This is a genomic window from Tenacibaculum aiptasiae, from assembly GCF_008806755.1.
Taxonomy (GTDB): Bacteria; Bacteroidota; Bacteroidia; order Flavobacteriales; family Flavobacteriaceae; genus Polaribacter; species Polaribacter aiptasiae.
This window is the reverse complement of record NZ_WAAU01000008.1, coordinates 627,296-649,376: the sequence shown is the minus strand read 5'-3', so window position 1 is coordinate 649,376 and position 22,081 is coordinate 627,296. Positions and strand designations below refer to the sequence as shown.

General features: G+C 29.1%; 24 protein-coding genes. 11 read left to right on the top strand and 13 right to left on the bottom strand.

The window, feature by feature from the left end:
* Positions 1–12: 12 nt before the first annotated feature.
* From F7018_RS05910 to mtaB, 3 genes are all read right to left on the bottom strand, one after another.
* Positions 13–678: an alpha/beta hydrolase family protein gene (locus F7018_RS05910; protein ID WP_150899091.1), complete on the bottom strand. Its 666-nt coding sequence runs from the start codon at positions 676–678 to the stop codon at positions 13–15.
* On the bottom strand, positions 678–1,415 hold the full coding sequence (locus F7018_RS05905) for a DUF6438 domain-containing protein (protein WP_150899090.1): 738 nt from the start codon (positions 1,413–1,415) through the stop codon (positions 678–680). Before F7018_RS05905 ends, F7018_RS05910 begins: the two co-directional genes overlap by 1 nt.
* Before the next feature lie 354 nt (positions 1,416–1,769).
* Positions 1,770–3,104, bottom strand: coding sequence for a tRNA (N(6)-L-threonylcarbamoyladenosine(37)-C(2))-methylthiotransferase MtaB (gene mtaB, locus F7018_RS05900; RefSeq protein WP_150899089.1), 1,335 nt, complete (start codon positions 3,102–3,104; stop codon positions 1,770–1,772).
* A 129-nt stretch (positions 3,105–3,233) separates the two neighbouring features.
* On the opposite strand from mtaB, the gene F7018_RS05895 reads away from it, so the two are divergent.
* Genes F7018_RS05895 through F7018_RS05880 form a run of 4 tightly spaced genes read left to right on the top strand, consistent with a single transcriptional unit; the run spans position 3,234 to position 6,162 of the window.
* A complete protein-coding gene (locus F7018_RS05895) occupies positions 3,234–3,734 on the top strand; it encodes a GNAT family N-acetyltransferase (RefSeq protein ID WP_175578666.1) in 501 nt (166 codons plus the stop codon).
* On the top strand, positions 3,731–4,054 hold the full coding sequence (locus tag F7018_RS05890; protein ID WP_150899087.1) for an antibiotic biosynthesis monooxygenase family protein: 324 nt from the start codon (positions 3,731–3,733) through the stop codon (positions 4,052–4,054). Before F7018_RS05895 ends, F7018_RS05890 begins: the two co-directional genes overlap by 4 nt.
* Positions 4,055–4,058: 4 nt before the next feature.
* Entirely contained in the window at positions 4,059–4,571 is a 513-nt protein-coding gene (locus F7018_RS05885) for a DUF4442 domain-containing protein (RefSeq protein WP_150899086.1), read from the top strand.
* Positions 4,534–6,162: an ABC transporter substrate-binding protein gene (locus F7018_RS05880; RefSeq protein WP_246175068.1), complete on the top strand. Its 1,629-nt coding sequence runs from the start codon at positions 4,534–4,536 to the stop codon at positions 6,160–6,162. The genes F7018_RS05885 and F7018_RS05880 overlap by 38 nt, the downstream gene beginning before the upstream one ends.
* A 72-nt stretch (positions 6,163–6,234) precedes the next feature.
* On the opposite strand, the gene F7018_RS05875 is transcribed toward F7018_RS05880, so the two are convergent.
* The 8 genes from F7018_RS05875 to F7018_RS05840 form a co-directional block, all read right to left on the bottom strand.
* Positions 6,235–7,374, bottom strand: a complete 1,140-nt coding sequence (locus F7018_RS05875; RefSeq protein WP_150899084.1) for a geranylgeranyl reductase family protein — start codon at positions 7,372–7,374, stop codon at positions 6,235–6,237.
* A gap of 64 nt (positions 7,375–7,438) precedes the next feature.
* Positions 7,439–8,452 carry an endonuclease/exonuclease/phosphatase family protein gene (locus F7018_RS05870; RefSeq protein WP_150899083.1) on the bottom strand — a complete coding sequence of 338 codons (1,014 nt, stop codon included), beginning with the start codon at positions 8,450–8,452 and terminating at the stop codon, positions 7,439–7,441.
* On the bottom strand, positions 8,453–9,319 hold the full coding sequence (locus F7018_RS05865) for a rhomboid family intramembrane serine protease (RefSeq protein WP_150899082.1): 867 nt from the start codon (positions 9,317–9,319) through the stop codon (positions 8,453–8,455).
* A gap of 44 nt (positions 9,320–9,363) precedes the next feature.
* Positions 9,364–10,089, bottom strand: coding sequence for a rhomboid family intramembrane serine protease (locus tag F7018_RS05860; RefSeq protein ID WP_150899081.1), 726 nt, complete (start codon positions 10,087–10,089; stop codon positions 9,364–9,366).
* A 6-nt stretch (positions 10,090–10,095) separates the two neighbouring features.
* Positions 10,096–11,964, bottom strand: coding sequence for a DNA mismatch repair endonuclease MutL (mutL, locus tag F7018_RS05855; RefSeq protein WP_150899080.1), 1,869 nt, complete (start codon positions 11,962–11,964; stop codon positions 10,096–10,098).
* A complete protein-coding gene (locus F7018_RS05850; protein WP_150899079.1) occupies positions 11,964–12,248 on the bottom strand; it encodes a riboflavin synthase subunit beta in 285 nt (94 codons plus the stop codon). Before F7018_RS05850 ends, mutL begins: the two co-directional genes overlap by 1 nt.
* A gap of 180 nt (positions 12,249–12,428) precedes the next feature.
* Complete coding sequence (gene ribH / locus F7018_RS05845; protein WP_150899078.1) at positions 12,429–12,935, bottom strand: 6,7-dimethyl-8-ribityllumazine synthase; 507 nt, start codon at positions 12,933–12,935, stop codon at positions 12,429–12,431.
* Positions 12,935–13,720, bottom strand: coding sequence for a tetratricopeptide repeat protein (locus tag F7018_RS05840; RefSeq protein ID WP_150899077.1), 786 nt, complete (start codon positions 13,718–13,720; stop codon positions 12,935–12,937). The genes ribH and F7018_RS05840 overlap by 1 nt, the downstream gene beginning before the upstream one ends.
* 116 nt (positions 13,721–13,836) lie before the next feature.
* Here F7018_RS05840 and recF point away from each other — a divergent pair, with 116 nt between their 5' ends.
* On the top strand, positions 13,837–14,916 hold the full coding sequence (gene recF / locus F7018_RS05835) for a DNA replication/repair protein RecF (protein ID WP_150899076.1): 1,080 nt from the start codon (positions 13,837–13,839) through the stop codon (positions 14,914–14,916).
* 68 nt (positions 14,917–14,984) lie between these two features.
* Positions 14,985–15,281: a DUF721 domain-containing protein gene (locus F7018_RS05830; protein ID WP_150899075.1), complete on the top strand. Its 297-nt coding sequence runs from the start codon at positions 14,985–14,987 to the stop codon at positions 15,279–15,281.
* A gap of 114 nt (positions 15,282–15,395) precedes the next feature.
* Here the strand turns inward: F7018_RS05830 and F7018_RS05825 are convergent, their stop codons facing one another.
* Positions 15,396–15,815: a nucleoside-diphosphate kinase gene (locus F7018_RS05825; protein WP_086030695.1), complete on the bottom strand. Its 420-nt coding sequence runs from the start codon at positions 15,813–15,815 to the stop codon at positions 15,396–15,398.
* Between the two features lie 108 nt (positions 15,816–15,923).
* Here F7018_RS05825 and F7018_RS05820 point away from each other — a divergent pair, with 108 nt between their 5' ends.
* The 5 genes from F7018_RS05820 to F7018_RS05800 all read left to right on the top strand — a co-directional run bounded on the left by F7018_RS05820 (position 15,924) and on the right by F7018_RS05800 (position 19,921).
* Positions 15,924–16,952 (top strand): DHH family phosphoesterase, encoded by a 1,029-nt coding sequence (locus F7018_RS05820; protein ID WP_150899074.1) that lies wholly within the window; start codon positions 15,924–15,926, stop codon positions 16,950–16,952.
* Positions 16,942–17,475 carry a gliding motility-associated peptidyl-prolyl isomerase GldI gene (gldI, locus tag F7018_RS05815; protein ID WP_150899073.1) on the top strand — a complete coding sequence of 178 codons (534 nt, stop codon included), beginning with the start codon at positions 16,942–16,944 and terminating at the stop codon, positions 17,473–17,475. Before F7018_RS05820 ends, gldI begins: the two co-directional genes overlap by 11 nt.
* Before the next feature lie 3 nt (positions 17,476–17,478).
* Positions 17,479–18,219 carry an FKBP-type peptidyl-prolyl cis-trans isomerase gene (locus F7018_RS05810; protein ID WP_150899072.1) on the top strand — a complete coding sequence of 247 codons (741 nt, stop codon included), beginning with the start codon at positions 17,479–17,481 and terminating at the stop codon, positions 18,217–18,219.
* Positions 18,220–18,311: 92 nt separating this feature from the next.
* Positions 18,312–19,358, top strand: coding sequence for a peptidylprolyl isomerase (locus tag F7018_RS05805; RefSeq protein WP_150899071.1), 1,047 nt, complete (start codon positions 18,312–18,314; stop codon positions 19,356–19,358).
* 2 nt (positions 19,359–19,360) lie between these two features.
* Positions 19,361–19,921 (top strand): phosphatase PAP2 family protein, encoded by a 561-nt coding sequence (locus F7018_RS05800; protein ID WP_150899070.1) that lies wholly within the window; start codon positions 19,361–19,363, stop codon positions 19,919–19,921.
* On the opposite strand, the gene F7018_RS05795 is transcribed toward F7018_RS05800, so the two are convergent.
* Positions 19,918–21,918: an LTA synthase family protein gene (locus F7018_RS05795; RefSeq protein WP_150899069.1), complete on the bottom strand. Its 2,001-nt coding sequence runs from the start codon at positions 21,916–21,918 to the stop codon at positions 19,918–19,920. The genes F7018_RS05800 and F7018_RS05795 overlap by 4 nt on opposite strands.
* Positions 21,919–22,081 lie beyond the last annotated feature (163 nt).

The window sequence follows — 22,081 nt, the reverse complement described above, 5'->3', positions numbered from 1 at the left end:
GTTACTTTGGTATTAAGCATTCAAAAAGCATTCCTTTTCTAATATTTTAGAAATAGTTTTTGCTTTATTAAGAATCATAATATGGGTTCCATTTTCAACCTCAATATAGTTTTCTATGTGTTTTACAGGAAATACTTCATCTTTATTTCCATGAATATGAATTACATTTTTTAAAGGCTCTTCTTGTTGCCAATGTAATACATTGTAAATAGCCCATTGTAAATAGTCTTTATCTCTTATTGATAAGTATAACTTATACAATTCAGCTCTTTTCTTTAAATAATCATTAAAGAAATAATGCTCATAGCTTTCAATATTCGCTATAATGTTTGAAGGGAAAAGCTTATAAGCTCTTGTTATTTGAGCTATTTTTAAGCGTTTGGGTAGTTCTTTGTTGGTTTTTATGCTAGATATAAGAATGACTTTTTTACAGTTAATGAGCTTACTCATTTCTTGCACCATAACACCTCCAAAAGATACTCCTACTAATATAGGGTTTTTATGTTGAATATTAGCACACATTCTTTGTGCATATTCTTCAATAGTTTCATTTAATGATTTTGGTAATATCCAACTTAAATAATGAAGCTCAAAATGTTCGTCTGATAAAGAAAGATACTCAAATATTTTAATGTTTGCGGCTAAACCGGGAACAAAATACACATGAGTTTTTGCCATTAGTTAAAGAATTTTTTATCTAGTAAAATACCTTCAATGTATTCGTGTACGTTAATTAATGCATCTGGAATATCATTCCACAAACGAATTTTTATTTGTTTTCCTTTATAGGTAATAAAAGTACTAGGTAAATCGGTAATACGCTCATTGTCGTATACGTCTTTAAAGCTATCAAAATCTCCCTCGTTTAGCATTTTAGTAAGTTTATTAAACTGCTCTTCCGAAAGTTTAAATTCATGTTTTCCTTTTTCATTAACATATTGAATACCGTTGTAAGTTACATTACCGTCTTTGTCAATAGATAGTTCATAAACAGGGCAATCGCCAAAACAAGGAGTTTTTCTCATAGATAATAATCTATTTTCATACTCTTCTTTAATATTGTTTAGGCTAACTGTTTTATTTTTTTCAACAGACTTGAAAGAACCAGATTCTTCTAAACGTTGTATCCAAAAGTCAACTTTATCTTTGGGAACAGTAATTAAAGCAATTTTTAAATCTTTTTGATCAAAAATTAAATTGTTCCAAGTAAGTCCGCTATTGTTTACCAATGCTTTCGCATCCTTAACTTTTTGAGGGTCTTTTAGAACAAGAATTAACTCATTATTAATAATTTCAGGCTTTTTAACTTCTTCTTTTACAACGTTTTCTTTTTCTTCTACGTTACTTTTGTTATCCTTTTTTGGGGCGTTACAAGCTAATGCAAAAACTAAAAAAGATAATAGTAGGTATCTCATAATTTTATTTAAAATCAATTAATATCATTTATAGCTTAAAATTAAGCTATTTTTTATCATTAAAAATAAATAAATCAAACTTTTTATCAATTAGCCATACGGGAAGCCATATGAATAAAAGGATACAATTTATAAGAGTCGTTATAAAAGGGCTTCTAGAAGACAAAAATATGTCGTATAAAAAGTCTAAAAAGCTAGAGTATGATTCGATACCGAAAAAATGTTTAACACTTTTAGGTTTTATACTTCTAATAATATCAATTCTATTTTTATAGAAAGTAATAATAAAGAAAAGTATTCCTATGGAAAAAAAACATTTAAAGAGAAAAGCCCAGTTTTCTAAACTCATTAAGTTTAATTAAGAACACTGTTTTCTACAAAATCGAAACGTACAATACCATCTTCATCAATTTTTGTTAGAGTAACTGTATGTAAAGTATTCACTAACTCAGGATTCCAAGGAGTTTTTACTTTTACGTAGTTTTCAGTAAAACCATGTATGTATCCTTCTTTATTTTCGCTCTCAAATAATACAGTTAACGTATTTCCAATTTGAGTTTCATAAAAAGCTCTACGTTTTTTTACAGATAAACCACGTAGCATTTTACTACGTTTTGCACGAACATTTTTAGGAACAACTCCGTCCATTTCAACAGCTTCTGTATTAGGTCTTTCAGAATATGTGAAAACGTGTAAATAAGAAATATCCATTTCACTTAAATAGTTGTATGTTTCTAAAAATAATTCATCAGTTTCACCAGGGAAACCAACAATTACATCAACACCAATACAAGCATTTGGCATTACTTCTTTAATTTTTGTAACCCTGTCAGTATATACTTTACGTAAGTACCTACGCTTCATTCTCTTTAACAAAGTATCGCTACCAGATTGTAAAGGAATATGGAAATGAGGAACAAAAGTATCTGAGTTTGCAACAAAATCTATTGTTTCATCTTTTAATAGATTTGGTTCAATAGATGAAATACGTAAACGATGAATTCCTTCAACAGTATCTAAAGCTTTAACTAACTCTAAAAAGGTGTGTTCGTGTCTTTTATTACCAAATTCACCTTTACCATAATCACCAATATTAACACCAGTTAAAACAATTTCTTTAATGCCTTTTTCAGAAATTTCTTTGGCGTTTTTCATTACGTTTTCTAAGGTGTCAGAACGAGAAATACCTCTAGCTAAAGGAATAGTACAATAAGTACATTTATAATCGCATCCATCTTGTACTTTTAAGAAAGCACGAGTACGATCGCCAATAGAATAAGCACCAACATAAGAATCAGCTTCTTCAATTTCACAAGAATGAACTTCACCAATATCGTTTTTGGTTAAGTCATTTATATAACTAGTAACATTAAACTTTTCAGTAGCACCTAATACTAAATCAACACCATCAACAGCAGCTAATTCTTCAGGTTTCAATTGTGCATAACATCCAACACCAATAACAAAAGCATTGTCGTTTTTCTTTAAGGCAGATTTCACAATACTTTTAAAACGTTTGTCGGCGTTATCGGTTACCGAACAAGTATTAATCACATATACATCTGCTTTTTCTTCAAATTCGACACGTTCAAAACCTTCATTTACAAAGTTTCTAGCAATGGTAGAAGTTTCCGAAAAATTTAATTTACAACCTAAAGTGTAAAAAGCTACTCTTTTATCTGCATTCATTCTTTTCTCAATCCTTAATAAAAAATAAAAACCTTGTATAAGTCTTTAATTTTTTAGAAGTTCGTATAGTTTATGTTATTAAAACTGTATGTATTCAGTTTTACAATTTGCAAAAATACGATATTATTCATGATTTTTGAAACCGAAAGATTAGTCATTAGAAAATTGGAATTATCTGATTTAGAAGGCTTTTTTAAATTAGAAAGTAATCCGTTAGTATTACAATATGCAACAGGGGAGGTCAAAACGCTTTCTGAATGTGAAATTGAACTTAAAGACTTGATAAAGAAGTATGATGAAGAAGGAAATGATTTTTGGATTTACACTATTGAACGAAAATCAGATAAAGAGTTTATAGGAACAGTTGCATTGGTAAAAGATGAAGAAGGAAATGATGAAATAGGATACCGATTTATACAAGAATATTGGGGGAATGGGTATGCTACAGAGATTTGTGAATCTTTAATTAACTATTGCAAATCAGTAGGAATGAAAAAACTGATAGGTTGTGTAGTAGACGAAAATATTGCTTCAGCTAAAATTTTAAAACGATTTAATTTTAAAGAAGTAGAAAAATTTGTTAGCGACGATATTGGTTTACCAGAAACTAAATATGAATTGATATTATGATAGAAGACTCGTTAACTCCACCTTATTATGCTGTGATTTTTACAACAATTCTAACAAATAATTTAGAAGGTTATAGTGAGATGGCTGAAAGAATGGGGGTTCTTGCAAAACAACAAGAAGGTTATTTAGGAATTGAGTCGGCTAGAGCTGAAATAGGCATTACTGTTTCTTATTGGAAAAGTTTAGAAGCTATTACAGTATGGAAAAATAATATTGAACATACAGAAGCTAGAGAAATAGGGAGAGAAAAATGGTATAAAAAATATCAATTGCGAATATGTAAAGTAGAACGAGAATATGGATTTGAAAATAAGGATTAATTAGATGTACGCAGCAATATCAAACATTTTAAAAAAGTTTTTTAAGAAGAGTACCATATTCAAATATGGATTTAATATTTCACCTATGTATCGTAGATCAACAGGGAAAGTGTTAAGTGTATCTGATGATTTATTAAGAGTACAAGTAAAAATACCTATAAGTTATAAAAACAGAAATTATGTAGGTTCTATTTTTGGAGGAAGTTTGTTTTCAGCTACAGATCCAGTATTCATGGTGCAATTGATTAATATTTTAGAAGATTCGTATGTGGTTTGGGATAAAAAAGCAGAAATAAAATTTAAACGACCAGCCAAAGAAAATTCGTATGTAGATTTTACTTTTACTGAAGAAGAAATAGCAGAGATAAAAGAAAGAGTAAAAGAAGAAAAAGAAATAGATTTAATAAAAGAAATTAAAATAACTAATAAAGATGCTTCAACGGTTTATGCTGAAGTGTCTAAAACCATATACATTGCCGATAAAGACTATTATAAAAACAAAAGAAAGAAAAAATAACTTTCTTGTTTTAGGGTTCTTTTTACTAGCTTTTTACGCTTGTTCAAAAAAAGAAAGCAAGTTTAGCGATCAACAAGTTTTTCGTTATAACGAACATTCCAATATTACATCATTAGATCCAGCTTTTGCTAAAGATCAACGAAATATTTGGGCGGTTAATCAATTGTATAATGGATTGGTTGAATTGGATGATAGTTTGCATGTAAAACCAGCAATTGCTAAGAGTTGGACAATTTCTGAAGATGGGAAAAACTACGAGTTCACCTTAAGAGGTGATGTATATTTTCATAAGCATCAACTATTTGGTAAGGATTCTACGCGAACAGTAAAAGCAAAAGATTTTGAATATTCATTTAATAGATTATTAGATAAAAATGTAGTGTCTCCAGGAGGCTGGGTATTGCAAAATGTTGAAAGTTTTCAAGCAAAAAACGATTCTGTTTTTACCATAAATTTAAAACAACCATTCCCACCTTTTTTAGGTCTATTAGCAATGAAATACTGTTCGGTAATGCCAAAAGAAGCTGTTGAGTATTTTGGAAATAGGTTTAGAGCCAATCCAATAGGAACTGGACCATTTCAATTTAAATTATGGGTGGAAAATACCAAGTTGGTATTACGAAAAAATCCATTGTATTTTGAAAAAGACACACAAGGAAAGCAATTACCGTATTTAGAAGCTGTAGCAGTTACTTTTTTACCAGATAAGCAAAGTGAGTTTTTACAGTTTATTCAAGGGAATATCGATTTTATGAAGAGTTTAGACGCTTCATATAAAGATGATATTTTAAATACAGATGGAACCTTAAAAGAGAAATATGCCGATAAAATAATCATGCAAACGGGTTCTTACTTAAATACAGAATATTTAGGAATTTATTTAGATGGAGAAAAAAGTTTGCCAACTCAGTCTAAATTAATAAGACAAGCTATTAATTACGGGTTTGATAGAGAAAAAATGATTACCTATTTGAGAAATGGTATAGGAACACCTGCTACAAGTGGATTTATTCCTAAAGGATTACCATCGTTTAATAATCAAGAAGGATATTTATACCAACCACAAAAGGCAAAGGAATTGGTAGAAGAGTATAAAGCAATAAGTGGAAATAATACTCCACAAATTACCATAACAACCAATAGCAATTATTTAGATTTATGTGAGTTTATCCAAAGAGAATTGCAAAAAATAGGTTTAGATACCAAGGTTGATGTAATTCCGCCTTCAACATTGCGTCAAGGAAAGGCGAGTGGTAAGTTGCCAATTTTTAGAGCAAGTTGGATAGCAGATTATCCAGATGCGGAGAATTATGTTTCGTTGTTTTATAGTAAAAATTTTACTCCAAACGGACCAAATTATACGCATTTTAAGAACGAGAAATTTGATGAGTTATATGAACAATCAATTCAAGAGGTAAATATTGATAAACGCTATCAATTATATCAAAAAATGGATAGTATTATTATAAAGGAAGCTCCAATTGTACCTTTATACTATGACGAAGTGATTCGTTTTTCACAGAAAAATGTAAAAGGATTGGGGATTAATCCAATAGATTTATTAAACTTAAAAAAGGTAAGTAAGCAATAGAAAAAAGTTCAACAGTAGAGATTTTTAAACTGTTGAACTTTTTTATTAAATATTAAAATAGAAGCTAGTTTATTAAAAAACTAAACTTTTAATTTTCTTCTTTATACTTGCTTTTACATCTTTAGGATAGTTTCTGTCTCCATGAAAAACATCAGCCATAGCTTCACTAAAGTGTTGCCCGTATTTAGATAACAATAAGTTTCGAATTGTTTTTTGCTCATAAAACCATTTAGCAAGCCATAAACCAGTTTTAATTTCTGGTAATAATGTATTCTCTAATTTCTCTTCATATAACTTACCAGCTAACTCAAGATTCTTATTAGTTTCAATAATAGCCTCAGCAGCTAACTTACCGCTATATATAGCATTTGAAATACCTTCGGCTGTAATTGGATCAGCAAAACCAGCAGCATCACCTATTAAGAATACATTGTTTTTTACAAAACCATCGGTACGAGGAGCTACAGGTATTTGAAAACCATGCTGAGATTCACTAACGATGTTGTTAATTCCTAAAGTTTCTAAATATTCTTTGTAAAACTTTTTTAAATTAATTTTAGTTCTTCTAGCAGAAGCTACACCTAGGGATAAGTGATTCTTCTTTGGAAAACTCCAAGCATATCCAAAAGGAATAGCATCAATATCAAAACGAACTTCTTTGGATAAACGTTCAAAATCTTCTTCCGATACTTCTACTTCATATTCTAAAGCAGGAATTAATTTACGTGTATCTTCTTTCCACCCGGCTAACTTAGCTGTAGGACTTAAAGCACCATCGGCTGCAATAACAAAGTTTGCTGTTAAATTTCCTTGAGAAGTCTCAAGAGTAATCACATTATTATCAAAAGACAAGCCTTTTAGTTTGTGGTTTTCTAATAAAGTAGCACCAAATTCTTTTGCTTTTTTAGTAATTAAATTATCAAAAGAATCACGCATTACCATTGAAATGGTTGGCTTTTCTCTATGGGTTTTAAAATGAAGTTTTTTTCCTAAATAAACATCAACTGTATGAAATTCTTTTTCTACTACTTCAGTAATATCAAAAGGTAAATCTTTTCTACCTCTATATACAAAACCACCTCCACAAGTTTTATAGCGAGGTAAAGTCTCTTTTTCAATAATAACTATTGAAATGCCTTGTTTGGCTAAATGAAATGCTGTTGAAGCTCCCGACGGACCGCTACCAATTACTGCAACATCGTAATGATTCATAGAATTTATATTTGTTTTATGGTATTGGTAAATGTACAGTTTTTATTAAAGAAAACCATATAAATTACCAGTGCAAACGCGTCATAATAGGGTAGTGGTCAGATAGTTTTATATCGCTGTAAGTTTTATACTGATTTATAGTTGCAGCTTTATCAGTAAAAATAAAATCAATACGCATTGGATATATATAACGGAAAGATTTTCCGAGACCAATTCCAGAAGCGATAAAAGCATCTTTTTTGTTTTTAGAGAGTTTATTATAAACCCAAGAATAAGCAGTATTATTAAAATCGCCACAAACAATTTTTTTCCCTTTCCAAGAATATTCGTGCTGTAAAATAAGCTCTGTTTGATCTACTTGTTTTTCAAAACCATTGGCTAAACGCTTAAATAAACGTTCTGAGTTTTTCTCTCCAAAGTTTTCTTTTTTAGGATTTATTTTTAGCGATTCTAAGTGTACATTATAAATACGTATGGTATCTTTTTTCTTAACTACATCAATAAATATAGTATTGTTGGCGCTATTTTTAAAGTTTAAAGAACCAGAGTTTACAATAGGGTATTTAGAGTAAATAGCTAATCCAAACTGATTCGTTTTAGATTTTGTTTTAATGTATTTATATGGAAGTTTAATATCTAATAATTCAGATTGATAAAACTCCTGCATTGCTATTATATCAGGACTCTCATTATTAATAAACTCGTAAATCTGTTGTTCGGTTGTAATATCATCTTCGTGTTTGTAATGATTAAACAGACGTACATTGTAACTCATTACTTTTAAATCATTATTTAAGATGATTTCTTTATTAGAAAACTTAATTAATGGAGGAGAGGCAAACCATCCTATTAGCAGTATTAATAAGGATAATAAAGCATTTTTATGAAGTTTAAGAAGCCAGTATACAAAAAAGAAAAGGTTAAGTATAACTAATAAAGGAACAAATAAACTAAACACTGCAACAGCAGGGATAGTTTTAGGAGATATAAAAGGAAGAGCATACGAGAATAACAAAACAGCTGCTAATACTGAATTGATAAAAAATAAAAGCTTATTTAAAATAGAGTATTTCTTCATTTATTTCTTTCCTTGTTTAAATAAAAATTCTTTTTCTTCTTTTGTTAAGGTATCATAACCAGACTTACTTATTTTATCAAGAATAGTATCTATCTCACGTTGATTATTTGTTTTGTTGCTTGAAAATCTAGAAGTAGAAGTTTTTTTGCCAGATTTATAAACTGTTTTTAAAGGTTTTTCTTTCTTCTTGAATAAACTTCTAAAAGATTTAAAAATTTCTAATTCTTTGTTACTAGCGTTACTTACATATAAAAAACCAAAAATAGCACCACCAATATGGGCTAAGTGACCACCAGCATTTCCTGCAGGAATCTGAATAATATCAATGGCAACCCAAATAAAAGCTAATATCCATAGTTTGATAAAGCCAATTAAAGGGAACTTTATTTCATAATTAGGCATATATGTTGCAATTCCTATAAAAATAGCAGAAATTCCTGCTGAAGCTCCTAATAATACACTATTGTTTGCTACACTTTGAAGTCCAGGGAAAAAATTGTAACTACTAATGAAAACAATACCTCCGAAAACTGTACCTAAAAAGTAAAAATTAAGTAATTGCTTAGAAGTGAAATATTGTTTGAATAAGTTTCCTATAAAAAACAAGGCTATTAAGTTTAAAAGAATATGAAGAAATCTTGTATGTAAAAAACCATAAGTAACAATAGTCCATGGTTTTGATAAAAACTCATCAAAATTTGCAGGTAAAGCAAACCATTCTATAAAGAAATTACTATTAGACTTAAATAAAAAACCAAAGGTATTACTTATAAAAACTAGTAAAAATACAGCTAGATTTACATAAATAAGTTGTTCAACGATACCAGCATTTTTAAATCGATATTTTAGGTTGTCTAATATGTTCATTGCTTATATACTCTTTTTCTTAATTGAAATTCAATATACTAAATTTAACGAATTTTAAATTGATTTTTTTTCCAATACCAAGCAATTAAAAAACCAATGATAGCGCCTCCTACATGCGCAAAATGAGCAACATTTCCTATAGAGTATTTTGTAACTCCAAAGAATAAATCACCTAAAATCATTACTGGAATAAAGTACTTAGCAGCTATAGGAATAGGTAAAAATATAAGTGCTAATTTAGCATTAGGAAAAGCTAAGCCAAAAGCAACTAAAACACCGTAAACAGCTCCAGAAGCACCAACAGCAGGTGTGTGGTATAGACTATAAAACTCACTCATAGTTTTATTAGAAAGTGTTATTAAAGTATCGTTATATCTACCATCCGCTAAAATGCTTTGTATTTCAGAAGGAGAAATACCCATAGAAATCAATTGTTCATATATTCCATTAAATTGATAATAGTTAGCTATGGTATATATAATTCCAGCTCCGATACCAGCAGAGAAGTAGAAAAATAAAAATTTATTTCTACCCCACATATGTTCTAAAGGAGTACCAAAAGCCCATAAACCATACATGTTAAATAATAAATGCATTGGACTACCATGCATAAACATATGGGTTAGGTATTGCCAAACACCAAAATGCTCATTTTTAGGATAATGTAGTGCAAGTATGTTTGTTAAATCTAGGTTTAACAATTGTGGAGCAAAATACATAATCACGTTTATGATTATTAAATGTTTTATTGCTTCTGTTAATCTTCCCATAGTTTATTATTTATTAAAAATGGTGTCAATTTCATTTAAAGTCAATGTCTTAAATGTAGGTTTACCTAAAGGAGAGGTGTTAGGTTCTTTACATGAAAACAAATCGTTTACTAAATTTTCTTGTTCTTTAACTGATAAAACGGTTCCTGTTTTAATAGCCAATGATTTTGCAAAAGATTTAGCCATAACGTCAAAATGACTAAAACTAGTATCTGGAACTTCTAATTTTATATCATCCAATAATTGCTCTAAAATTAAGGTAATCTGACTTTCTGTTATAGAAGTTGGTATTCCTGCAATAACTACGCTATCTTTTGTAAATTCATCAAACATAAAACCAGCACTTTCTAAATCTGATTTTATAGAGTGTAGCATTTCAATATCCGATGTAGAAAAAGAAATACTTACAGGGAATAATAATTGCTGACTACTTGCTTCTTTTACCGTAATATTTTCTAAGAATTCTTCGTATAAAATACGCTGATGTGCTAAAGATTGATTGATTAAAACAACCCCTGATTTAATAGAACTCAACAAATATTTCCTTTGAATTTGAAAAGTCTTTCCTGTTTCAGTTTCTTGTTGTGTTTCAAAAAGCTGTTCTTGCTTTATAGGAGTTATTGGAGTTGTATCTGTATATAAAGCTTCCCAACTACCAGTATCTTTTTTAAAGTTAGATTGATAACTCATAGAACCACTTCCATTAGAAGGGTTGCTAGAAACACTTGGAGTAGGAGTAGATTGATAACTTGTTTCTGTTTTAAACGGATTAAAAGTTGGGTCTACTGTAATTGGTGGTATAGATGCAGGAGAAGTACTTTTTTTACTATAATCATATGGAGTGTCTAAAGTAGCATCTCTGTCAAAATCCAATACAGGACTCACATTATATTGTCCTAAACTATGTTTAACGGTAGCTCGTAAAATTGCATATAAAGCTTTTTCGTTGTCAAACTTAATTTCTGTTTTTGTTGGGTGAATATTAATATCAATACTGTTAGCAGGTACTTCTAAGTATAAGAAATATGAAGGATGCGATCCGTGTTCTAGTAAACCTTCAAAAGCGTTTACTACAGCATGATTTAAATAAGAACTTTTAATAAAACGATTGTTTACAAAAAAGAATTGTTCACCTCTTTTTTTCTTTGCAAATTCAGGTTTAGCAACAAATCCTTTGATGGTAATGATGTCAGTTTGTTCAGAAATAGGAACTAACTTTTCATTCATTTTATTTCCAAAAATAGCTACAATTCTCTTACGTAAGTTGCTCTTTTTTAAATGATATATTTCATTGTTATTATGGTGTAATAAAAATGAAATATCAGGATGTGCTAAGGCTACCCTTTGAAATTCATCAACAATATGACGAGTTTCAATAGCATCAGATTTTAAAAAGTTTCTACGTGCTGGAATATTGTAAAATAAATTTTTAACAGCTAAACTCGTTCCTTTTGAAGTAGAAACAGCTTCTTGAGAAGTTATTTTACTTCCCTCAATTTTTATTTGTGTCCCTAATTCTTCATCTTCTTGCTTGGTTTTTAACTCAACATGAGCAATGGCAGCAATAGAAGCTAATGCCTCACCACGAAACCCTTTTGTATTTAAATTAAATAAATCTTGTGCATCTTTAATTTTAGAAGTAGCATGACGTTCAAAGCTTAAACGAGCATCGGTAGCACTCATTCCTTTCCCGTCATCAATTACTTGAATTAAAGTTTTTCCAGCATCTTTTAATAATAATTTAATAGAAGTTGCACCAGCATCGATAGAGTTTTCTATCAATTCTTTTACTACAGAAGCTGGGCGTTGTACTACTTCACCTGCAGCAATTTGATTTGCAACATGATCGGGAAGTAATTGAATAATATCTGACATTAGTTGTTTTTTGATAAAAAGATTGAAAGATCAAAATCGATGATAAATAAAAATATCAATACTAAAATAATGATAATGATCACTATAGTTTTGTTAAAACCTCCATATTCAGAGTTTTTAAACTCGTCTAAAGCTTGATTAAATTTCTTTTTTAAACCTTTTTTCTTACCAACGGTAGAGCGAAATTCATCAAATTTATGTTTTACTTCATATGGATTTCCATCGCCTTTATAATAGCGAGGTTTGTATTCGAATTTTTTATTTTCTCTTTTAATAAATCCCATAAATAATGCTTCTTTAGAATATTTAGTGTAGCAAAAACCACACCAAATTAAGACGAAAATCAAAGTTACTGAATTAAAGAGAGGTGGTCAAAATTTATAGATAAATTAAAGTTAAAAAGAGCCAATACTTTTACTGCATTGGCTCTTCTTTGTATAGTAAGTTTTTAAAAGAAAGTGTTTTTAAAAACCTAAAGTATTTTGTTTTCTATCTAAATTTTTAATAGCTGCCATTTTTACAGCTGCTACAGCACATTCAATACCTTTGTTTCCAAGTTTTCCTCCAGAACGATCTATAGATTGTTGTTTAGTATTATCTGTTAAAACACAGAAAATTACAGGAACATCATATTTAATGTTTAAATCTACAATTCCTTGCGTAACACCATCGCAAACAAAATCGAAATGTTTAGTTTCTCCTTGAATCACATTTCCAATAGCAATAATAGCATCGACTTTTTGAGTTTCAATCATTTTTTTACAACCGTAAACTAATTCGAAACTACCCGGTACATCCCAAGAAACAATATTTTCTTTCTCAGCTCCACAGTCAATTAAAGTTTCTATTGCACCTTTGTGCATGTTTCCTGTTATTTCAGGATTCCATTCTGAAACAACAATCCCAAATCGAAAAGATTTCGCATTTGGGATTGAAGCTTTATCGTAATAAGATAAATTTGTTGTTGCCATTATTGAGCGTATTTTGCGCTATTAATATATTTTTCAATATCTCTACCTTGGTCAGAGTTAGCGTATTTTTCTTTAATGGTTGTATATAATTTTTCAGCTTTACTATACTCTTTTAATTCCATTGCAATTTGTGCTGCTTTAAATAAGAATAAAGGAGATGTAAATTGGTTGTCTTTTTTATTAGCTGCTTTTTCGTAGTACTCTAAAGCGTCTTCAGGTTGGTTAATATCGGCAAAAGCATCACCAATAGCACCTAAAGCAGTTGGGCCTAATAATTCGTCATCAGAACTAAAATCACTTAAATACTCAATTGCTTTATCATATTTCTTCATTTTTAAATAAGAAATACCAGCATAATAGTTTGCTAAGTTTCCAGCTTTAGTACCGCTGTACATAGAAGCAATGTCAGTAAATCCATATTTACCATCAACACCTCCAACTAAAGATAAATTGTATAAAGAATCAGCTTTAACTCCTGCAGAAGTGCTTGCTTTTTCAAATAAAGCTCTTGGGTAAGCTAAGTTGTTAGAAGCATCTCTTTCAGTAGGTTCAGCTATAAACTTGTTATAAGCTAAGTAAACTAAGATTAAAGCTGCAACAGTTACCAATCCGTAAAATAATGGTTTGCTATTTTTTTCAATCCATTGTTCTGATTTGTTCGCAGTTTCATCTAAAGTGTTAAATACTTCTGCTGTAGTACTTTGCGATTCATCAAAATTTTCTTCTACTTCTTGTACAACCTTTTCTTTCTTAGGTTTATAACCTCTTTTCTTGTATGTAGCCATAATTGCTTAAAAATTAGTGGCGACAAAAATAGTTTTTTTAATTGGATTTTAAAAGCCGATTTTTCGTAAAATTTTCAATAATTTGCGCTTTCTTTTCCGATAATAACAATCATTACATGTATTTGCAAAAAATATCTTTAGTAAATTTTAAGAATATTGAAACTCAAACTTTTGATTTTCAAAAGAAAATAAATTGTTTTGTAGGTAATAATGGTATTGGAAAAACTAATGTTTTAGATGCAATTTACTATCTCTCATTTGCAAAAAGTTATTTCAATTCTATCGCTGGCCAGAATATTAGACATGGTCAAGACTTTTTTATGATTGAAGGAGATTATATGTTGAATGATAGAAATGAAAAAATAATTTGCTCTTTAAAAAGAGGACAAAAAAAAGTATTAAAACGTAACGGAAAAGCATATGATAAGTTTTCTGAACATATTGGGCAATTGCCGTTGGTTATTATTTCTCCGGCTGATAGAGATTTAATTGTTGAAGGTAGTGATACGCGTAGAAAATTTATAGATGGTGTAATTTCTCAGCAAGACAAAAAATACTTACAAACTTTAATTTCATATAATAAAACTATAAGTCAGCGAAATGCTTTACTAAAATATTTTGCTGCAAATAGAACTTTCGATGCTTTAAATTTAAAGGTATATGATGAGCAATTAGTTGAGTATGGTAGCGTTATATATTCTAAGAGAAAGACTTTTTTAGAAGAATTTGTTCCTATTTTTAATGAAAAACATAAAGTTATTTCTGGAGCTAAAGAAGAAGTGAATTTACGTTACAAAAGCCAGTTGCATGATGTAAGTTTATCTGATTTACTTGTTCAGAGTTTAGAGAAAGATAGAATGTTACAATATACTTCAACGGGAATTCATAAAGACGATTTAAATTTTGAGATAGGAGATCATCCAATTAAAAAGTTTGGTTCTCAAGGACAACAAAAATCATATTTAATAGCGTTAAAATTAGCACAATTTGAATTTATCAAAAAGCAGTCTAATGTTACACCAATTTTATTGTTAGATGATATTTTCGATAAGTTAGATGAAAATAGGGTAGCACATATTGTGGGATTGGTAAATAATGATGAATTTGGACAAATATTTATTACCGATACGCATTTTGAACGTACAGAAAATGTAATTAAACAAAGTAATCAAGAATATCAGATTTTTAAATTATAATAAGAAAGTTAAGTAAATAACTTTTATGTTAATATTTAATCTAAAATACAAAATAACAGAAGGGTAAAATGACAAAGAGAGAGAGCGATAGCTTTTCAATAAAAGACTTATTAGGTACTTACATTAAAGATAGCAAGTTGAACAAAGGATTTCAAAAAATTCATATTGAAGAAGCTTGGGAAAAATTAATGGGAGCTGGTGTTGCTTCTTATACAACAGAAGTTAAATTGCAAAATGGAACCTTAGTTGTTTGTTTATCATCTTCTGTATTGCGAGAAGAGTTAAGTTACGGAAAGGAGAAAATTGTGCGTATGATTAATGAAGAAATGGGAGAGGATTTGGTGAAGAAATTAATGTTGGTTTAATAAGAAGGTAGCTTTTTATTTTCGATAATGTAGATATTACAACTAAAGTATTATAAATAAAAAAACTCGTTACAGTTACGTAACGAGTTTTTTTATATATCTAAAAGAAGTTTCTTAGAACATTTCTCTACCAGAAAAATGGAAAGCACCTTCAATAGCTGCATTTTCATCAGAATCAGAACCGTGTACTGCATTCTCTCCAATAGAAGTAGCAAACATTTTACGGATAGTTCCTTCAGCTGCTTCAGCAGGGTTTGTAGCTCCAATTAAAGTTCTGAAGTCCTCAACTGCGTTATCTTTTTCTAAAATTGCAGAGATAATTGGACCACGAGTCATAAACTCAACTAATTCACCGAAGAATGGACGCTCGCTGTGAATAGCATAAAAAGTTTCAGCATCACGCTTAGTCATTTGAGTTTTTTTCATTGCTACGATTCTAAAACCTGCAGCGTTAATTTTTTCTAAAATTGCACCAGTATGTCCGTTTTCAACAGCATCTGGTTTAATCATTGTAAAAGTTCTATTTGTTGCCATTATTATAAGTTTCTATAAATAAAGTAAATAAAATTTGTAAGTGCGAGCTTCGCACAAATCGCCGCGAAATTACATAAATTTTTTAATTTAATTGTATCTTCGCCACTTATGATTTTAAAACACTTTAAAGAACTACAGGAATTTTTATCAGAACCTAAAAATATTGTAATTATAGGTCACAGAAATCCAGATGGAGATGCCGTTGGATCTACTTTAGGATTGAAACATTATTTTGATAAAAAAGGACATACAACTCAAGTATTAATGCCAAATGAGTATCCAGATTTTTTACACTGGATTCCTGGTTCGGAAACAGTAAAACGTTTCGATCGTCAAAATTCACAAAGTGTAAAAGCTTTAGGGAAATCTGAAATCATATTTTTATTAGATTTCAATGCATTACATAGAGTTGGTGATGATATGAAGAATACTTTAGAAAAGTATGAAAATAGTTTTGCTCTAATAGATCATCATCAACAACCAGATGATTTTGAATATATGTATTCAGACACAACAATGTCTTCAACTTGTCAAATGGTCTATAATTTTATTGACATGATGGGAGATGTTGATATGATTGATAAGAATATTGCAACTTGTTTGTATACTGGGATAATGACTGATACTGGTTCTTTCAGATTTAGATCTACTACCAGTACTACACATCGTATTATTGCCGATTTGATTGATAAAGGAGCTGAAAATGATAAAATTCATAGTAATGTACATGACGCAAATTCGTATAATAGATTATTATTGTTAGGACAGGCATTGAGTAATATGAAAGTATTACCAGAATATAAAACAGCCTATATAACTTTATCAGAAGAAGAAAAAAAACGTTTTAGTTATGAAAAAGGTGATACAGAAGGAGTTGTAAATTATGCTTTATCCTTGAAAGGAATTGTATTTGCTGCAATTTTTATTGAAGATAAAGAACAAGGTATTATAAAAATGTCACTTCGAAGTAAAGGAAAGTTTTCAGTAAATCAATTTGCTAGAAATTACTTTAATGGAGGAGGACATGATAATGCAGCTGGAGGTAAAAGTTTAGAATCTATGAAAAGTACTATTTCAAAGTTTACAGCGTTGTTACCTAAATATAAAAATGAATTAGAGATGTCTTATGAAATTTAAAGCTATTTTTTTTCTTTTAGTAGTTGTAGTTATGTTTTCTTGTAAGCAAACAGAAGCAAGAAGACCAAAAAAACAAGGAACAGAAAATTTTTATAAAGAAGTTATAGAAAAGAATAAAAAGTTAAATGCTTTAGAGAAAAAATATTTAGAAAACTGGATTTCAAAAGATACTATTACAAAATATGAAATCTCGCCTTTAGGTTTTTGGTATGCTTATAAGAATAAAGATTCAGTTAATTCTGCTACACCAATTTTAGAAGATTTAGTTCTTATATCCTATGATGTTACCGATTTAAATGGTAATACGATATATGAAAAACAAGAAAAAAACTATAAAGTAGATAAAGAGGATTTTATTCCAGCATTACAAGAAGGAATAAAGTTGATGAAGAAAGGAGAAACTATTACATTTGTGATTCCATCTTATAGTGCTTTTGGAGTTACAGGTGATGGAAATAAGATTGCGGTGAATCAGCCAATCATAAGCACAGTAACGTTAATCGAAATAAAATCAAATAAATAAAAAATGAAATTAACCAAAATTTTAGCAGCTACAGTTATAGGTTTATCAATTGTATCTTGTAATAATACTAATAATAGTAACGGTCAATTTAAGTCAAGTACTTCATTAGATTCAGAGTTAGATTCAGTAAGTTATGCTATAGGATTAGATATGGCTAACAAAATTAAATCTAATTTTGAAGAAATGAATCAAGATTTATTCATGCAAGGGTTTAAGAATGGTATGGATTCTACTAGTTTATTATTAGAGACTAAAGATCTTAACCTTATTTTAAGATCATTTTTTCAGAAAAAACAACTTGAAAAAATGAGAAAGCAGCAAGAAGAACAAGCAAAGAAAGCTGAAATAGAATTTGGTGAGTATAAAAAAGAAGGTGAAAAATTTATTGCTGAAAACAAAATAAAAGAAGGGGTAAAAACTACAGCAAGTGGTTTACAATATATTGTTTTAAAAGAAGGTAAGGGAGAATCTCCTAAACCAACTTCACGTGTAAAAGTACATTATCATGGTACATTAGCGGATGGAACAGTATTTGATAGTTCAGTAGATAGAGGTCAACCAAGCGAATTTGGTGTTAATCAAGTTATTAAAGGTTGGACTGAAGGTTTACAATTAATGAAACTTGGAGCTAAGTATAAGTTTTTTATTCCTCAAGAATTAGCCTATGGAGCACAACCGATGGGAGCTAAAATTAAACCTTTTTCTCCATTAGTTTTTGAAGTAGAATTACTTGAAGTTAAGTAATTACAAAAATATAAATAAATGAAAATCAATTAGGTTAGTATTTAATGCTAACCTAATTGGTTGTTTATAAGAGAAACTTAAAAATACAATAAATGAAATTATTTAAAATTTTAATAGGAGCTGTTTTGTTATTTTCAGCTTGTAAATCAGTTAAATATCCAGATTTAGAAAACGGACTTTATGCAGATATTCAAACCAATCGAGGTGATATTTTAATAAAATTGCATGACAAGGAAGTCCCTATGACTGTTGCAAACTTTGTCTCGTTAGCCGAAGGAAGTAATCCTAAAATGACAGATTCTTTAAAAGGAAAACCATATTATGATGGAACAAAGTTTCATAGAGTAATTAAGGATTTTATGATTCAAGGGGGGGATATTACAGGAACTGGAGCTGGAGATGCTGGATATAAGTTTGAAGATGAATTTCCTTTAGATAAAGAAGCTAAACTAATATATAAACATGACGGTCCTGGAGTATTGTCTATGGCTAACTCTGGACCAGCATCTAATTCAAGTCAGTTTTTTATTACACATAAAGAAACACCTTGGTTAAATGGAAAACATACCGTGTTTGGTATTGTTAAAATAGGACAAAACATTGTAGATACAATTAAACAAAATGATTATATCAATAAAGTTGAAATCATAAGAGTAGGGAAAGAGGCAAAGAAATTTGATGCGCCTGTTGTTTTCGAAAGAGAAATAGCAAATATAGACCTTAGAAAGGAAGAAAGAAGAAAGGCTTTAGAAGAAAAGAAAAGAAAATTTTTAGAGGAAAAGGGTTTTTTTAAATCAAAAACAACTGATTCAGGATTAAAGATTTTAGAGTTACAAAAAGGTAATGGCAAAAAGGTTAATCCAGCAATACCAACAACAGTACATTATACATTGTATTTACAGAATGGAAAAAAAATTGACTCTAGTTTAGATAAAGGAAACCCATTTACTTTTACAATAGACGATCCAAATTTACCATTAATAGCAGGATGGAAAGAAGGAGTAAAAGGAATGAAAGAAGGAGATAAGAAAAGGTTTTTTATACCATATTATTTAGGTTATGGAGAGAGAAGCTTAGGACCTATTCCTTCAAAGTCTGATTTAATTTTTGAAATAGAAGTATTAAAAGTAGGTAAATAGTTTTGTTAGATAGTATTATTCAAAAAGATAAAGAGCTTTTAATTTTTTTAAATAGCTTAGGTAGTGAACAATGGGATGGATTTTGGTTATTTATAACTAATCAATTTTCATGGATCCCTTTGTTTATTGTTATACTTGTTTTAGTATTTAAATATTTGGGAGTTAAGAAAGGGCTATTTACTGTTGTATTTATAGCACTATTGGTTACTTTTTCTGATCAAATTACTAATGTGATTAGAGGGATTTTTGAAAGATTAAGGCCTAATAACGACCCTGAAATTAAAGATGTATTGAGAACATTAATAAGCCCTCAAAGTTATAGTTTTACGTCTGGTCATGCTACAACATCGACTGTAGTTACTGTTTTTATTATTATGTTGTTAAAGGAATATACAAGTTACATTAAGTATTTGGTTCTTTTTCCTTTAATTTTTGCTTATAGTAGGTTATACTTAGGAGTACATTTTCCAACAGATATACTATGTGGATTTATAAATGGTACAATAATAGGTTTCTCATCATACCATTTATATCAATATTTAAATAGAAAAATATTTAATTAATCTTTTTTATTATTGTAGTACAAGTACTTTGTACTATGGTAAACAGCATTTGTTAAACTATCCATTTTTTGATATAAATTTGGATAGTTTTTTTTGATATCTACTTTAGTGTTACTTTTATCATTCATATTGTATAAATGATTGTAATCGCTTAAAACAGCTTTAGAGTATAGAAGAGAGTCTTTTAGAACAGTTACAGCTGGCTCTCCTTTAATTTTTTGATATAAAAAGGCAAAATTAGCATTGCTATTTTTATTTAAAGCATCACTACCTAGTGTATAGTTCGTATAATCAATATTAGCTAAACCGGCAGCTGTAGGTAATACATCAATTAAATTAGTGTACTTTTTAATTGTAGTAGGCTTAATATACTTAGGCGCATGTATAAAAAATGGGACATTATGTAAGTTTAATTGATAGTCGTATAAATCTTTAAACTCATTAACATAGCTCATAGAAGTATTATGATCACCAAAAAATAGAAAAATAGTGTTGTCATAATATCCAGATTCTTTTGCTCGTTTTAAAAATCTATCTACATTAAAATCTAAATAACGTAATGCGTTTAGACGTTTAATACCATCAAAACCAGCTTTTTTAAGTAAAGAAGGAGCTATTTCACTTTCTTTTAACGGTTTATAGCTTTCTTGTTCATCAGGAACCGTAAAAGGCATGTGGTTTGTTGCAGTCTGGATATAAGCTATAAATGGCTTATTTTCTTGATGTAGCTCTCTAAGCTCTATATCAGATTCCTTAAAAAGCTCATAATCATCTATTCCCCAAACATCAGCTCTTTTTTCTGTTCTAAAACTACCTTCTTCAAAAATCTTTAAACCATTTATATTCGATTGAAAAACACCTCTAATATTTGCCCAGTTAGCACTACCACCTAAGAAATATAGCTTTTCATATCCTTTAAATTGATCAAATATGATTCGCTGATTAATAATTCTTGGATTTCTTGATGCTGTTCTAATCCCATCTATGTCAGGTAAACCAGTAATACTAGCAAATACACTAGCAGCTGTTCCAGATTTATGAACATAAAAATTAGAAAAACTAACACTTTTCTTTATCAAACTATCTATTTTAGGAGTTGTATTTATTGGGTTTCCATAATAACTCATTGGTACAACACCTAGAGATTCTAACATAACAATTACTACATTAGGTTTACCTATCACTGTATCTTTTTTAGAATTTACTCTTTTAAAAGACAATTCTTTTTTAGGTAAGTTTAATTCTTTAGCGATTGATGGATAGTACTTTTTTGCTTTTTCAATATCAAATCCTTCATTTCTAAACTTAAAGCTATCAAAAAAATATAAAACCGGATTTAAAGCAAATTGATTTACAGCGGTGTTTTTTGAAAAGAAAGCTTGACTCCAACGTAATGGGTAATGCGTAAAACTATTATAAATTCCAAAGGCAAATAATAATAAAGGAATAATAATGAAAAACGCTTTTTTCTTTTTAGAACTAACTTCATCGTTAGTTTTAAATACATTATATATCCATTTAGAGAATTTGTAAAGTATGTAAGTAAGTATAATAAAAGCAAATAATCCTTTAAATACAGGATAACTCTCAAAAAGAACTTGTGTAGATATTTTTAAATTACTTAAAAATCGTAATGAAGCAGCGTCTAAACGAATGTTTAAATAATCGTAATAACCAAAATCAAATAAATGAAATAAAGTAATAATTAGGTAGGCGGCTACTATATAAATTGTGCTAAAAACTTTGTAAAATCGATGTTTGAAAAAACGATAATTTACAACGAAAAGTAAGATTGCTAAAGGTAGAAAACTGATTGAAGCTAATTTAATATCAAATCGTAACCCTAATGAAAATGCTTTATATATTTCTGAAGGATCAGCTTTACTTAAATCTGTAAAAAAATAAAAAAAGATTACTCTGAAAGCAAAGATGTATAAAAGTAAAAAAAAAGTATTTGTGAAAAGGAACTTAATGTAATTCGGAATTCTTTTTAGCATTCTTATATTAATTTATAAACGACAAAGATATTTAAATTTAAAGGTACTTATCATAGTTATTTTAGAATAAATACTTTATGGCAAAAAAAAAGAACTCTTAAAATCAGAATTCTTTTTGTTTTAATAATAGGTCCCAAAAATCCTATTATTAATTTTTACTCTA

Bases quoted from the DNA above. Each gene is read 5' to 3' on its own strand.
- mutL (WP_150899080.1), bottom strand. From the start codon at position 11,964: ATGTCAGATATTATTCAATTACTTCCCGATCATGTTGCAAATCAAATT.
- F7018_RS05875 (WP_150899084.1), bottom strand. From the start codon at position 7,374: ATGAATCATTACGATGTTGCAGTAATTGGTAGCGGTCCGTCGGGAGCT.
- ribH (WP_150899078.1), bottom strand. From the start codon at position 12,935: ATGGCAACAACAAATTTATCTTATTACGATAAAGCTTCAATCCCAAAT.
- gldI (WP_150899073.1), top strand. From the start codon at position 16,942: ATGAAATTTAAAGCTATTTTTTTTCTTTTAGTAGTTGTAGTTATGTTT.
- F7018_RS05895 (WP_175578666.1), top strand. From the start codon at position 3,234: ATGATTTTTGAAACCGAAAGATTAGTCATTAGAAAATTGGAATTATCT.
- F7018_RS05870 (WP_150899083.1), bottom strand. From the start codon at position 8,452: ATGAAGAAATACTCTATTTTAAATAAGCTTTTATTTTTTATCAATTCA.
- F7018_RS05805 (WP_150899071.1), top strand. From the start codon at position 18,312: ATGAAATTATTTAAAATTTTAATAGGAGCTGTTTTGTTATTTTCAGCT.
- F7018_RS05865 (WP_150899082.1), bottom strand. From the start codon at position 9,319: ATGAACATATTAGACAACCTAAAATATCGATTTAAAAATGCTGGTATC.
- F7018_RS05810 (WP_150899072.1), top strand. From the start codon at position 17,479: ATGAAATTAACCAAAATTTTAGCAGCTACAGTTATAGGTTTATCAATT.
- F7018_RS05910 (WP_150899091.1), bottom strand. From the start codon at position 678: ATGGCAAAAACTCATGTGTATTTTGTTCCCGGTTTAGCCGCAAACATT.
- F7018_RS05850 (WP_150899079.1), bottom strand. From the start codon at position 12,248: ATGGGATTTATTAAAAGAGAAAATAAAAAATTCGAATACAAACCTCGC.
- F7018_RS05820 (WP_150899074.1), top strand. From the start codon at position 15,924: ATGATTTTAAAACACTTTAAAGAACTACAGGAATTTTTATCAGAACCT.
- F7018_RS05825 (WP_086030695.1), bottom strand. From the start codon at position 15,815: ATGGCAACAAATAGAACTTTTACAATGATTAAACCAGATGCTGTTGAA.
- F7018_RS05860 (WP_150899081.1), bottom strand. From the start codon at position 10,089: ATGGGAAGATTAACAGAAGCAATAAAACATTTAATAATCATAAACGTG.
- F7018_RS05795 (WP_150899069.1), bottom strand. From the start codon at position 21,918: ATGCTAAAAAGAATTCCGAATTACATTAAGTTCCTTTTCACAAATACT.
- F7018_RS05830 (WP_150899075.1), top strand. From the start codon at position 14,985: ATGACAAAGAGAGAGAGCGATAGCTTTTCAATAAAAGACTTATTAGGT.
- F7018_RS05905 (WP_150899090.1), bottom strand. From the start codon at position 1,415: ATGAGATACCTACTATTATCTTTTTTAGTTTTTGCATTAGCTTGTAAC.
- recF (WP_150899076.1), top strand. From the start codon at position 13,837: ATGTATTTGCAAAAAATATCTTTAGTAAATTTTAAGAATATTGAAACT.
- F7018_RS05890 (WP_150899087.1), top strand. From the start codon at position 3,731: ATGATAGAAGACTCGTTAACTCCACCTTATTATGCTGTGATTTTTACA.
- mtaB (WP_150899089.1), bottom strand. From the start codon at position 3,104: ATGAATGCAGATAAAAGAGTAGCTTTTTACACTTTAGGTTGTAAATTA.
- F7018_RS05885 (WP_150899086.1), top strand. From the start codon at position 4,059: ATGTACGCAGCAATATCAAACATTTTAAAAAAGTTTTTTAAGAAGAGT.
- F7018_RS05840 (WP_150899077.1), bottom strand. From the start codon at position 13,720: ATGGCTACATACAAGAAAAGAGGTTATAAACCTAAGAAAGAAAAGGTT.